We start from the raw sequence: 12,103 nt of genomic DNA, 5'->3' as shown, positions 1-12,103 counted from the left end.
ATCCTTTGCGGGGATGGGATACCGGTGGGTGTTGGCCACCGGGAGTTCGTGGGCGCGGCCGGGGCCGCGGGAATCAGTGCGCCTCTTCCAGGGCACCGGCGATGTAGCTGCTGGCGAGCATCACGAAGATGTACGCCTGCAGGAACTGCACCAGCAGCTCGAAGGCGGTCAGACCGACGGCCACCACGAAGGACACCGAGCCGTACAGGGCGCCGATGGTGGGGCTGAGCAGGTACCACGAGGCCACCGAGAAGACGACGATCAGCAGGTGACCGGCGAACATGTTGGCGAAGGCTCGGACCGCGAGGGTGAAGGGGCGCACGAAGATGTTCGAGAAGAACTCGATCGGCACCAGGATGAACATGACCCAGCCCGGGATGCCCGACGGCCAGCAGAGGTTCTTCATGCCGCCGACGAAGCCGTGCTTCTTGAAGGTCAGCGCCATGTACGTGATCCAGACGACCAGCGCGAGTCCGGCGGGGTACGCGATGCGCGACATCACCGGGAACTGGGCGAACGGGATGATGGACATGATGTTCATGATCCACACGAAGAAGAACATCGAGACCAGCATCGGGACGTACTTCTCGCCCTTTTTGCCGATGGTCTCCAGCACGATGCTCCGCTTGACGAAGTCGTACCCGATCTCGCCGACCAGCTGGAGCTTGCCCGGGAGCAGCTTCGGCTTGGCGAACGCGGCCCAGAAGAACCCGACCACCAGCAGGGCGCAGATGATCGACAGCAGCATCGGCTTGGTGAAGTCGACCCCGCCCACCGAGAAGATCGGCTTGAAGTCGAACTCACCGAGGCCGGGGGCCGGGAAGCCGCAGCCGGAGTCGAAGTGGCAACCGGCCTCGGAGGCGAGCTGAACGTCAGCACCCACCACAGACTCCTTCGTTCTGACGCATGGTTACGGCAACCTCGGTGTGTCGGCGTGGCCGTCGGCCACGGTGCGGCACTGGAACTAGTTGGATTTCTCGCTGACCCGGCGCGGCGCATATCCCCACCGCGGGATCTTCGAAAGCTTCGTGGAGCCGGGGGGCGATCCGTCCGATTCTCGGAGGGACCTGGCCGCTTCCCGTACTCCGCCGTTGGGACGGACGATAGCAGCCCGTCAGGAGGGCATAAGCACCGCCCCCCTCGTGAGGGGGACGGTGTGCCCCGCTCACGATTGACGCCCTGATTTCGGCTTGCCGTCGGGTTCCACGTAGAAGGTCTTGGCCTTGAGCCAGCCCCGCACCTGGAAGCCCATCCAGATGATCACCAGGCCGAGCAGCGAGAGCCCGAAGACCTTGTGGTCGAAGAAGGTGAGGTGCTTGGCCACCGCGAGCAGGACGCCGATCACCAGGATCTGCGTGGTGTAGACCAGCATGGCGATCGGCATCAGCATCTGCGGGTTGTTCCGGCCCAGCCGGTCGAGCGCGGTCTGGCCGGCACCGAAGAAGAGGATCACGACCACCGTGGCGAGCAGGGCGCCGAGCAGACCCTTCCCCTGCGCGACGACGAAGGCGATCGCCATGGCGACCACTCCGGCGACCGCAGTGGGAATTGCGGCGCCTCGGAGGATCCGGGCGTCGTGGGACGGCATGTCGGCAACTCCGGCGGCATGTCGGAAACGGGGGGCAGGTACACGGGGTGCGAGGACGCCGCCGCGGACGGCCGCCTGGGGGCGGGCCCGACGAGGGAGACCGACCGGGGACGGAAGTCCTCCACCTGTCAGGTCTTTCGGCGTGTTCTCGGTACTCGTGAACGGTATCACAAACTATTTGATGAGAGCTTTACCATGAACGTGTGGTACCTGTCACACGGTAGGCCCACGAGTGCCTCCGAACGGGTGCCGCCGAACGGCCCAGCGGGAGTTGACGTCCGGTCAGGAACGCCGCTCGCCATGCTGGCCGGCCGCCGTCGCGCCCGTCCCGAGCCGTCCCAGCAGGGCCTTGTCCTCGGCCGACAGCTCGGCCATCGCGGGCGCGTCCCCGCCCGCGTCCGCGGCGGTCGGGGCGTCCTCCCCGGCGGTCGCCGGAGCGCCCGCCGCGGCACCCGGTTCGCCGTCCCGGTAGCGGGGCGGCACGAAGGACTGGACGGCCTTCGGCGCGCGCGGCCGGAACCGCGGCATCAGCAGCACCGCGAGGCCGACCAGGCACAGGCCCGCCATGGTGAGGACCACCGTGCGGCCGGTGTGGGTGATCGACACCGCGACGGTGCCGAAGGCGATCAGCGCGGCCCAGAAGTACATGATCAGCACGGCCCGGCTGTGCGAGTGCCCGACCTCCAGCAGCCGGTGGTGCAGGTGCTGCTTGTCCGCCGCGAACGGCGACTTGCCCGCCCAGGTGCGGCGCACCACGGCCAGCAGCAGGTCGGCCAGCGGCAGCGCGATCACCGTCAGCGGCAGGATCAGCGGGATGTAGATCGGCACCAGGGCGTGCACGGCGGTGGTCTGCGAGCCGACCTGCTCGGTGATCAGGTCGGGGTCGACCCGGCCGGTGATGGAGATCGCCGCGACGGCCAGCATCAGGCCGAGCATCATCGAGCCGGAGTCGCCCATGAAGATCCGCGCCGGGTGCAGGTTGTGCGGCAGGAAGCCCAGGCACATGCCGATCAGCACGGCGGTGAACAGCGCGGCGGGCGCGGCGTCGTTGATCCCGTAGCCGAGCCAGAGCCGGTACGAGTACAGGAAGAAGGCCATCGCGGCGATGCAGACCATGCCGGCCGCCAGGCCGTCCAGGCCGTCGATGAAGTTCACCGCGTTGACCATGACGACCACCAGCACGACCGAGATCAGCATGCCCTGGGTCGGCGTGACCGGGACGGAGCCGTAGCCGGGCACCGGGATGGCGATCACCGTGATGCCCTGCCAGACCATCACGCCGGCGGCGATCATCTGCCCGCCGAGCTTCACCAGCGCGTCCACGCCCCACTTGTCGTCCAGGACGCCCAGCACGAACATGATCCCGGCCCCGGAGAGCAGCGCCTTGATGTCCGCGCTCTGCACGAACAGCCGCCCGAGGTTGGTCAGTTGGGACGCCGCCAGCAGGCCGGCCAGCAGGCCGCCGAACATGGCGATGCCGCCCAGCCGCGGGGTCGGTTCGCGGTGCACGTCGCGGGCCCGGACGGCGGGCATCGCGCCGGCCGCGATGGCGAACTTCCGCACCGGGCTGACCAGCAGGTAGGTGACCGCCGCCGAGACGAACATCACCAGCAGATACTCACGCACCACTGGCCTCCAGGGTCACGCTCGGACGGACGAGTACGCAGGGTACTCCCGTGCTGGTTCGGGGTTCGGGGTGCGTCGCCACGGACCACACCTTATTGACTCCGACGCCCGGCTCCCGCATCGCGGTTCTCCCGGAGCCGCCCGGACCCCGCGCCGACCCCGCACCGGACCGCTCAGCGCCGCCCGGCGAAGGTCCGGGCCAGCTCCCGCACCCGCCCGCGCACCGGCTCGACCGCCTCGCCGCGGAGCACCCGGCCGAGCAGTTCACCGACCTCGCCGAGCTCCGCCTCGCCCATCCCCTGGGCCGCGCACGTCCCGGTGCCCAGCCGGATCCCGGAGGTCTCGGCGGGCGGCGCCGGGTCGTACGGGACGGCGCACCGGCCGAGCATCAACCCGGCCGCGGCGCACCGGCGTTCGGCCTCCACGCCGGTCAGGCCGAGGGCCCGGACCGAGGCCGACACCAGGTGGGTGTCGGTGCCGCCGGTGAGCGGCGGCGCCCCGGCGGCGCCCAGCGCGGCGGCCACCGCCCGGGCCCCGGAGACCGCCCGGCGGACGTAGCCGGTGTACTCCGGGGTGGCGGCCTGGGCCAGCGCCACCGCCTTGGCGGCCACCTCGTGCACGGCCGCCCCGCCCTGGCTGAACGGGAACACCGCCCGGTCGATCCGGTCGGCCAGTTCGGCGGTGCACAGCAGCAGCCCGCCGCGCGGGCCGCGCAGCAGCTTGTGGGTGGTGGCGACGGTGACGTCGGCGTGCGGCACCGGGGAGGGGGCGGCGCCGGCCGCGACCAGTCCGGCGGTCTGCCCGGCGGCGGCGATCAGGTAGGCGTCCACCTCGTCGGCGATCTCCCGGAAGGCGGCCCAGTCGACGTGCCGCGGGTAGGAGATGCCGCCCGCCACGATCGCCTTCGGGCGGTGCTCGCGGGCCAGTTCGCGGACCTGGTCGAGGTCGATCAGGCCGTCGTCGGCGCGCACCCCGTAGCCGTGGAAGCGGAACCAGCGGCCGGAGAAGTTGGCCCGCGAGCCGGCGCTCAGGTGGCCGCCGTGCTCCAGCGACATGGCGAGCACCGCGTCGTCCGGCCGCAGCAGCGCCGCGTAGGCCGCCAGCATGGCCGAAGTCCCGGACCGGGGCTGGACGTTGGCGTGCGGGGCGGCGAACAGTTCGCGGGCCCGGTCGATCGCCAGCAGCTCCACGGTGTCGGCGGGCGCGCAGCCGGTGTGGTGGCGGCGGCCCGGGTAGCCGTCGGCGTACTTGTCGACCAGCGGGCCGGTCAGCGCGGCCAGCACGGCGGGGGTGGCCAGGCTCTCCCCGGCGAGCAGTTGCAGGCTCCCGGCCCGGCGTTCGTCCTCGGCGGCCAGCAGGTCGGCGATCAGCGGGTCGGCCGCGCGCAGGGCCTCGGCGGCCTCCCAGTGGGCGGGGCGGGCATCGGCGACCGTCATGGTGCGGCTCCAGGCTGCGGTGCGGGCAGATTTTTCCAGCGTAGGTCGGCCTCCGCCGCCCGGCCCGCCCGCGCGCGCGGGCTTGCGCCTTTCCGGTTGCCGCCACCGCCTGCGCACGCAGTCTCCACGAATCCCCCACGGAAACTTTAGTGGAGGGCGCTCAACTCAGCGGGCCACACCCGTCAGTGCGGTCACCACCGGGTCCAGCGCGTCGAATATCTCCTCGCCGCAGTTGCGGAACATCCCGATCGGGGCCCCGTACGGGTCCCTCAGCTCGTCGAACTCGGGCGCGGAGGCCAGCAGCCAGCCGCGCAGGGCGGCGGCCGAGCGGACCAGTGCGCGGGCGCGCTCGGTCAGCCGCGCGCCGTCCCTGGGGTCCGGCAGGGTGCGCGGGTCGACCCTTTGCACCAGACGGGTGAACTCCTTGATGGTGAAGGTGCGCAGACCCGCCGCGTGCCCCATCGAGATGACCTGCGCCCGGTGGTCCAGGGTCGCGGTCAGCACCAGGTCGGCGTCTATCACGTGCTCGTCCAGCAGCTCCCGGCCCGCGAAGCCGGCGCTGTCCGCGCCGTACTCGCCGAGCACCGTCGCCGCGTGCGCCTCCATCGGGGCGCCCTCGTGGCCCCAGGTGCCGGCGCTCTCCACCACGATCCGGCGGCCGGTCCCGGCGCCGAGCCGGGAGTCCAGCTCCAGCCGGGCCAGGCGCTCGGCGATCGGGGAGCGGCAGATGTTCCCGGTGCAGACGAACAGGATGCGGAAGGTGTCCAGCGCGGGCGGCCCCGGCTCCGCGAAGGGTGCCAGGGCGCCGCCCGCTCCGTACAGGGGGGCAGCGGCGGTCAACTGCCGGCCTCCACGTCCGGAACGACCTCCCTCAGCTGCTCGACGCTGATCGCGCCCGACCGCAGCACCACCGGCACCTTGCCGGTGACGTCGACGATGGTCGAGGGCGTGCCGTAGTCCGCCGTCCCGCCGTCCAGGTAGATCGACACCGCGTCGCCGAGCTGGGCCTCGGCCTCGTCGCAGGTGGACGGGGACGGGCCGCCGGTCTTGTTGCCGGAGGAGACCGCGAGCGGGCCGGTGGCGTTCAGCAGCTCCAGCACGACCGGGTGCAGCGGCATCCGGACCGCGACGGTGCCCCGGGTCTCGCCCAGGTCCCAGCGCAGCGAGGGCTGGTGCCGGGCCACCAGGGTCAGGCCGCCCGGCCAGAACGCGTCCACCAGCTCCCAGGCCTGCTCGGAGAAGTCGGTGACCAGCCCGTGCAGCGTGGTCGGCGAGCCGACCAGCACCGGCGAGGGCATGTTCCGGCCCCGGCCCTTGGCCTCCAGCAGCGCGCCGACCGCCTCCGGCGAGAAGGCGTCCGCGGCGATCCCGTACACCGTGTCGGTCGGCACCACCACCAGCTCCCCGCGGCGGATCGCCGTGGCGGCCTCACGCAGCCCGCTCGCGCGGTCCTGGGCGTCGGAGCAGTCGTATCGGCGGCTCATCGGAGCAATCCCCTTCCGGTGGAAGTCAGTGGTGGTCTACAGCGAAGCGCGTCGCGCGGTAGTAAAGCGCGGGCGGTTGTTGAGGTCCCGGTGGTCGGCGGCGTCCGTCCAGCCGCCCTCCTCGCGGAAGATCCACGGGACCTGCCCGCCCTGGGTGTCCGCGTGCTCGATCACCACCGCGCCGCCGGGCCGCAGCAGCCGGGCCGCGACGCGTTCGATGCCGCGGATGGTCTCCAGTCCGTCCTCGCCGGAGAACAGCGACATCTGCGGGTCGTGGTCGCGGGCCTCGGGGGCGACGTACTCCCACTCGGTGAGCGGGATGTACGGCGGGTTGCTGATCACCAGGTCGAACCGGCCGTCCCAGCCGCGGTCGTCGACGAAGGCCCGGGTGGCGTCGCCCTGGTGCAGGTGGACCCGGGCGCGGTCGGGGCTGGCCTCGACGTTGCGGCGGGTGTAGGCGAGGGCGCCCTCGTCGAGTTCGAAGGCGTGCACGGTGGAGCGGGGCAGTTCCTGGGCGAGGGCCAGCGCGATCGCCCCGGAGCCGGTGCACAGGTCGACCACCAGCGGTTCGGCCACGTCCATCGCGCGGACCGCGTCTATCGCCCACTCGACCACCGACTCGGTCTCCGGCCGGGGAACGAACACCCCGGGCCCGACCTCCAGTTCGAGGTAGCGGAAGAACGCCCGGCCGGTGATGTGCTGCAGCGGCTCGCGCTGCTCGCGGCGGGAGACCGCTTCCCAGTACCGGGCGTCGAAGTCCCCGTCCGGCACGGTGTGCAGCTGGCTGCGCTTCACCCCGTGGGTGTGCGCCGCCAGCTCCTCGGCGTCGAAGCGCGGCGAGGGCACGCCGGCCGCGGCCAGGCGCTGGGTGGCCTGGGCCACCTCGGCGAGCAGCAGGTTCATACCCTCGGGCCCCTTAGCTCCTAGGCTCAGTTCTCCTGCGCGGCGGCCAGCTTGGCCGCGGCGTCGGCGTCCACGCAGGACTGGATGACCGCGTTGAGGTCGCCGTCCAGCACCTGGTCCAGGTTGTACGACTTGAACCCGGTGCGGTGGTCGGAGATCCGGTTCTCCGGGAAGTTGTACGTCCGGATCCGCTCGGAGCGGTCCACGGTGCGCACCTGGCTGCGGCGGGCGTCGGACGCCTCCCGCTCGGCCTCCTCCTGCGCGGCGGCCAGCAGCCGCGAACGCAGGATGCGCATCGCCTGCTCCTTGTTCTGCAGCTGGCTCTTCTCGTTCTGGCAGGACGCCACGATACCGGTCGGCAGGTGGGTGATCCGGACCGCGGAGTCGGTGGTGTTCACCGACTGCCCGCCGGGGCCGGAGGAGCGGTAGACGTCGATCCGCAGGTCGTTGGCGTGGATCTCCACCTCGACCTCCTCGGCCTCCGGGGTGACCAGCACGCCCGCGGCGGAGGTGTGGATCCGGCCCTGCGACTCGGTCGCGGGCACCCGCTGCACCCGGTGCACGCCGCCCTCGTACTTCAGCTGCGCCCAGACGCCGTGGCCCGGCTCGGGGTTGCCCTTGGTCTTGACCGCCACCGAGACGTCCTTGTAGCCGCCGAGGTCGGACTCGTTGGCGTCGATGATCTCGGTCTTCCAGCCGAGCCGCTCCGCGTAGCGCAGGTACATCCGCAGCAGGTCGCCGGCGAACAGCGCGGACTCCTCGCCGCCCTCGCCCGCCTTGACCTCCAGGATGACGTCCTTGTCGTCGTTGGGGTCGCGCGGCACCAGCAGCAGCCGCAGCTCCTCGGTCAGCTCCTCCTGCCGGGCCTCGGACGCCTTCGCCTCGGCGATGAAGTCCGGGTCCTCGGCGGCGAGTTCGCGCGCGGCGACGATGTCCTCGCCGGCCTGCTTCCAGGCCAGGTACGTCCGGGTGATCGGGGTCAGCTCGGCGTACCGCTTGGCCAGCTTGCGGGCGTTCGCCTGGTCGGCGTGCACCGACGGGTCGGCCAGCCTCTTCTCGAGGTCGGCGTGCTCGACGAGGAGCTCTTCGACTGCCTCGAACATCGGTCTGTCCTACTTCCGTGAGTGTGCCGCGGGGGGAGCTTGGGGGGAGGGACGCGAACGGCGCCGGCCCGGACGCCTCCGTGCACGAGCACGGGGACGTCCGAGACCGGCGCCGTGGAAGCGCTAGGCCTTGCCGCCGGAGAGCTTCTTGCCGAAGCGCGCCTCGAAGCGGGCCACGCGGCCACCGGTGTCCAGAATCTTCTGCTTGCCGGTGTAGAACGGGTGGCAGTTCGAGCAGACCTCGGCGCGGATCTCGCCGCTGGTCTCGGTCGAACGAGTGGTGAACTCGTTGCCGCAGGTGCAGGTCACCTTGGTGAGGACGTAGTCCGGGTGAACGTTGGACTTCAAGGGATTCTCCTAGCTGATCGGGAGGGCACCGGGTCGGCGGACATCGACTGCCGCTCGTGAACCGGGACCGACGGACCAGTGTGCCAGCACTGCCCGCATCTTCCCAAACCGGGAGGCGGATCCGGCTATTCCGCTCCCCCGCCCGCCACCGCCGGCCGGGACGCCCGGGCCGTCGCGGGGACGGAGACCGAGGCCGAGGCCGACGCGGGGGCCGATCCGGAGGCGGATCCGGGGGCCGATCCGGAGGCGGACGGCGAGGCCATCGCCGGGTTGGCCGGCTGCTGCTGGAGCACCTGCTGCGGCACCGCCTGGTCGGTCCGCAGCGCCGTCCACAGCTGCTGGGCGTCCGGGGTCTTCGGGACCACCCGGTTGGGGTCGCTGACCGCGTACGCCACCGGCAGGGTGACCATGGTGAGCTGGTCCGGCCCGATCTTCTTGACCGTCTGCGCCATGCCGACCAGCGAGCTCACCGAGGCCAGGTCGGAGTCGGTGGTCAGCGAGCTGGTCAGCTTGTCGCCGAGATTCCACATCGCCACCGGGTTGGAGGTCAGGCCGAGCGAGCCGATCTGCCCGAGCATCGCCTTGACCATCTCCTTCTGCAGCTCGATCCGGCCCAGGTCGCTGCCGTCGCCGACGCCGTGCCTGGTCCGGACGAAGGCCAGCGCCTGCGCGCCGCCCAGGTGGTGGGTGCCGGGGTCGAGGTGCAGCCCGCTGTCCTTGTCGTCGATCGCCACCGTGGTGGTGACGTCCACCCCGCCGATCGCGTCGATCAGCGCGGCGAAGCCGGTGAAGTCGACCTCGACGAAGTGGTCCATCCGCATCCCGGTGAGCTGCTCGGCGGTCTTCACCGCGCAGGCCGGGCCGCCGACCTCGTACGCGGAGTTGAACATCGCGCTGCGGACCGCGGCGACCTGCGTGCCGTCGGGGGCGGTGCAGGCCGGGCGGGACACCAGGGTGTCGCGCGGTATGGAGACCACCGAGGCGGCGGTGTGCGCCTGGTTGACGTGCACGACCATCGCGGTGTCCGAGCGGGCGGTGTCCCCGGTGTCGCCGCCCGCCAGGCTGCCGTTGGCGCCGGAGCGCGAGTCGGAGCCCAGCACCAGCACGTTGAACGCCCCGCCGGTGGAGGCGGGCGGCCGGGCGGTGCCCAGCTGGCCGGAGATGTCGACGCTGTGGATGTTCCCGTTGAGCTTCCAGTAGGCGATCCCGCCCAGTCCGGCACCGACCAGGACGAGGCCGGCCAGCGCGAACAGGGCGATCCGGAGCCCGCGGCGACGCGGGGGGCGCTGCTCGGTGTTCTCGGCCATATCGCCTCATTTCGCCCTCAGTGCGACCTTTCGAGCATAAGTGACGCGCCGGTACGGCGGGCGGTTTCCGGTCCCCGCCCGGGAAAGCCCGGGACCCCGCACCGCCGGGCGGCGGTGCGGGGTCCCGAGGAAGGCGGTGCTACCGGCGTCAGTCGCCCGAGCCGGGGGTGTTCTTGGCGATCTGCATCAGGAACTCGGCGTTCGACTTGGTCTGCTTCATCTTGTCCAACAGCAGCTCGATCGCCTGCTGCGAGTCGAGCGCGTGCAGGACCCGGCGGAGCTTCCAGGTGATGGCCAGCTCCTCGTGGCCGAGCAGGATCTCCTCCTTGCGGGTGCCGGAGGCGTCCACGTCGACGGAGGGGAAGATGCGCTTGTCGGAGAGCTTCCGGTCGAGCTTGAGCTCCATGTTGCCGGTGCCCTTGAACTCCTCGAAGATCACCTCGTCCATCCGCGAGCCGGTGTCGACCAGCGCGGTGGCGAGGATGGTCAGCGAGCCGCCGTTCTCGATGTTGCGCGCGGCGCCGAAGAACTTCTTCGGCGGGTACAGCGCGGTCGAGTCGACACCACCGGACAGGATGCGGCCGGAGGCGGGCGCGGCCAGGTTGTAGGCGCGGCCCAGGCGGGTGATGGAGTCGAGCAGGATCACCACGTCGTGGCCCAGCTCCACCAGGCGCTTGGCGCGCTCGATGGCGAGCTCGGCGACGGTGGTGTGGTCCTCGGCCGGGCGGTCGAAGGTCGAGGAGATGACCTCGCCCTTCACCGACCGCTGCATGTCGGTGACCTCTTCCGGACGCTCGTCGACCAGGACGACCATCAGGTGGCACTCGGGGTTGTTGTGGGTGATCGCGTTGGCGATCGCCTGCATGATCATGGTCTTGCCGGTCTTCGGCGGGGCCACGATCAGACCGCGCTGGCCCTTGCCGATCGGCGACACCAGGTCGATGATCCGGGTGGTCAGCACGCCCGGGTCGGTCTCCAGGCGCAGCCGCTCCTGCGGGTACAGCGGGGTCAGCTTGCCGAACTCGGGGCGGCCGCGGCCGCTGTCCGGGTCCATGCCGTTGACGGAGTCCAGCCGCACCATGGCGTTGAACTTCTCGCGGCGCTCGCCGTCCTTGGGCTGGCGGACCGCGCCGGTGATGGCGTCGCCCTTGCGCAGGCCGTGCTTGCGGACCTGGGCCAGCGAGACGTAGACGTCGTTCTGGCCGGGCAGGTAGCCCGAGGTCCGGACGAAGGCGTAGTTGTCGAGGATGTCCAGGATGCCCGCGACGGGGATCAGGACGTCGTCGTCGCTCAGCGGGACCTCGGGGCCGGTGGTGCCCTCGAAGCCCTCGCGGCGACGGCCCCGGCGGTCGCGGTAGCGGCCGCGGCGGCCGCGCCGGCCGTCGCCGAACTCGTCGTCGTCGTAGCCGCCCTGCTGCTGGTGGGCGTTGCCGCCGCCCTGCTGCTGGGTGCCGCCCTGCTGCTGGTTCTGCTGCTGGTTCTGCTGCTGGCGGCCCTGGCCGCCGTCCTGCTGGCGGTCGGTGCGGTCGCGCTCGCGGCGGTTGCGGCGGTCCCGGCGGGACTCGCGGACCTCGTTGTCGCCGTCGGCCGCGGGGGCCTCGGTGCGCTCGGTGCGCTCGCCGCGCTCGCGGCGGTCCCGGCGCTCGCGGCGCTCGGGACGGCCCTCGCCCTCGGCGGCGGCCGGGCGCTGCGCCTCGGTCCTGGCCTCGGCGGGGGCCTGCTCGGCGGTGGCGGTGGCGGTGCCGGCCTCGGCGGTCGGGGCGCCGGCCGCGGCGGTGGCCCGGCGGCGCGGGCGCTCGGCCCGGGCGGTGGCGGCCGCGGTCTCGGCGGCGGCCTGCACCGGGATCTCGATCTGCGCCTGCGGCTGCGGCTCGGTGGCGGCAGCGGCGGCACGGGTGCGGCGGGCCGCCCGGGCCGGAGCCGCTGCTTCGGCCTGCTCCTCGGCCGGGGCGGCCGGAGCGGCCTCGGCGGCGGCGGGCGCGGCGGCCTTGGCGGCCTTCTTGGCGGCCGGAGCGGTGGCGCCGGAGGCGCCGGCGAGCAGCGGGTCCCCGCCGCTCTTCTCCTTGATGGCCTCGATCAGCTGGCTCTTGCGCAGCCGTCCGGTACCGCTGATCCCGAGGGACGAGGCGAGCTTCTGGAGCTCGGCCAGCACCAGGCCGTCCAGGCCGGCGGCAGCGGTACGGCGGCGCCGCGCCGGAGCCGCAGGGGCGGCTGCGTCCGACGCCTCGGCGTCCGGGCGCGCGCCCATCAGATCGGTGGTGTCGCTCACTAAGGGTCCTTCCCTGGAGCGGACGTCGGCCTGTCTGGC

Annotated in this window: 11 protein-coding genes; all 11 read right to left on the bottom strand. The window is 72.1% G+C overall.

Annotated features, from left to right (window positions below; genetic code table 11):
* Positions 1–73 precede the first annotated feature (73 nt).
* Complete coding sequence (atpB, locus tag OU787_RS21510; protein ID WP_369794882.1) at positions 74–886, bottom strand: F0F1 ATP synthase subunit A; 813 nt, start codon at positions 884–886, stop codon at positions 74–76.
* A 279-nt stretch (positions 887–1,165) separates the two neighbouring features.
* A complete protein-coding gene (locus OU787_RS21505) occupies positions 1,166–1,519 on the bottom strand; it encodes a hypothetical protein (RefSeq protein WP_268660295.1) in 354 nt (117 codons plus the stop codon).
* 351 nt (positions 1,520–1,870) lie between these two features.
* Complete coding sequence (locus OU787_RS21500) at positions 1,871–3,214, bottom strand: MraY family glycosyltransferase (RefSeq protein WP_030457727.1); 1,344 nt, start codon at positions 3,212–3,214, stop codon at positions 1,871–1,873.
* Positions 3,215–3,387: 173 nt separating this feature from the next.
* Positions 3,388–4,650 (bottom strand): serine hydroxymethyltransferase, encoded by a 1,263-nt coding sequence (gene glyA / locus OU787_RS21495; protein WP_268660294.1) that lies wholly within the window; start codon positions 4,648–4,650, stop codon positions 3,388–3,390.
* Between the two features lie 165 nt (positions 4,651–4,815).
* Positions 4,816–5,451: an arsenate reductase/protein-tyrosine-phosphatase family protein gene (locus OU787_RS21490; RefSeq protein ID WP_051816494.1), complete on the bottom strand. Its 636-nt coding sequence runs from the start codon at positions 5,449–5,451 to the stop codon at positions 4,816–4,818.
* A gap of 35 nt (positions 5,452–5,486) precedes the next feature.
* Complete coding sequence (locus OU787_RS21485; protein WP_030457730.1) at positions 5,487–6,134, bottom strand: L-threonylcarbamoyladenylate synthase; 648 nt, start codon at positions 6,132–6,134, stop codon at positions 5,487–5,489.
* A 36-nt stretch (positions 6,135–6,170) separates the two neighbouring features.
* On the bottom strand, positions 6,171–7,037 hold the full coding sequence (prmC, locus tag OU787_RS21480) for a peptide chain release factor N(5)-glutamine methyltransferase (RefSeq protein ID WP_030457731.1): 867 nt from the start codon (positions 7,035–7,037) through the stop codon (positions 6,171–6,173).
* A gap of 26 nt (positions 7,038–7,063) precedes the next feature.
* The gene (gene prfA, locus OU787_RS21475; RefSeq protein WP_030457732.1) at positions 7,064–8,140 is read right to left on the bottom strand and encodes a peptide chain release factor 1; all 1,077 of its coding nucleotides are present in this window, start codon (positions 8,138–8,140) and stop codon (positions 7,064–7,066) included.
* A gap of 123 nt (positions 8,141–8,263) precedes the next feature.
* Complete coding sequence (gene rpmE / locus OU787_RS21470) at positions 8,264–8,488, bottom strand: 50S ribosomal protein L31 (RefSeq protein ID WP_014138082.1); 225 nt, start codon at positions 8,486–8,488, stop codon at positions 8,264–8,266.
* 125 nt (positions 8,489–8,613) lie between these two features.
* A complete protein-coding gene (locus OU787_RS21465; protein WP_232794796.1) occupies positions 8,614–9,795 on the bottom strand; it encodes an LCP family glycopolymer transferase in 1,182 nt (393 codons plus the stop codon).
* Positions 9,796–9,943: 148 nt separating this feature from the next.
* On the bottom strand, positions 9,944–12,064 hold the full coding sequence (rho, locus tag OU787_RS21460; protein WP_268660293.1) for a transcription termination factor Rho: 2,121 nt from the start codon (positions 12,062–12,064) through the stop codon (positions 9,944–9,946).
* Positions 12,065–12,103 lie beyond the last annotated feature (39 nt).

It is taken from the genome of Kitasatospora sp. YST-16 (genome assembly GCF_026802215.1).
GTDB classification, from domain to species: Bacteria; Actinomycetota; Actinomycetes; order Streptomycetales; family Streptomycetaceae; genus Kitasatospora; species Kitasatospora cineracea.
Note: the sequence above shows the minus strand (reverse complement) of the source record. Positions and strands in the feature narration are given on the sequence as shown.

Excerpts from the sequence above, each read along its gene's own strand:
- OU787_RS21505 (WP_268660295.1), bottom strand. The coding sequence starts at position 1,519 with ATGGCGATCGCCTTCGTCGTCGCGCAGGGGAAGGGTCTGCTCGGCGCC.
- glyA (WP_268660294.1), bottom strand. The coding sequence starts at position 4,650 with ATGACGGTCGCCGATGCCCGCCCCGCCCACTGGGAGGCCGCCGAGGCC.
- OU787_RS21485 (WP_030457730.1), bottom strand. The coding sequence starts at position 6,134 with ATGAGCCGCCGATACGACTGCTCCGACGCCCAGGACCGCGCGAGCGGG.
- prmC (WP_030457731.1), bottom strand. The coding sequence starts at position 7,037 with ATGAACCTGCTGCTCGCCGAGGTGGCCCAGGCCACCCAGCGCCTGGCC.
- prfA (WP_030457732.1), bottom strand. The coding sequence starts at position 8,140 with ATGTTCGAGGCAGTCGAAGAGCTCCTCGTCGAGCACGCCGACCTCGAG.
- OU787_RS21465 (WP_232794796.1), bottom strand. The coding sequence starts at position 9,795 with ATGGCCGAGAACACCGAGCAGCGCCCCCCGCGTCGCCGCGGGCTCCGG.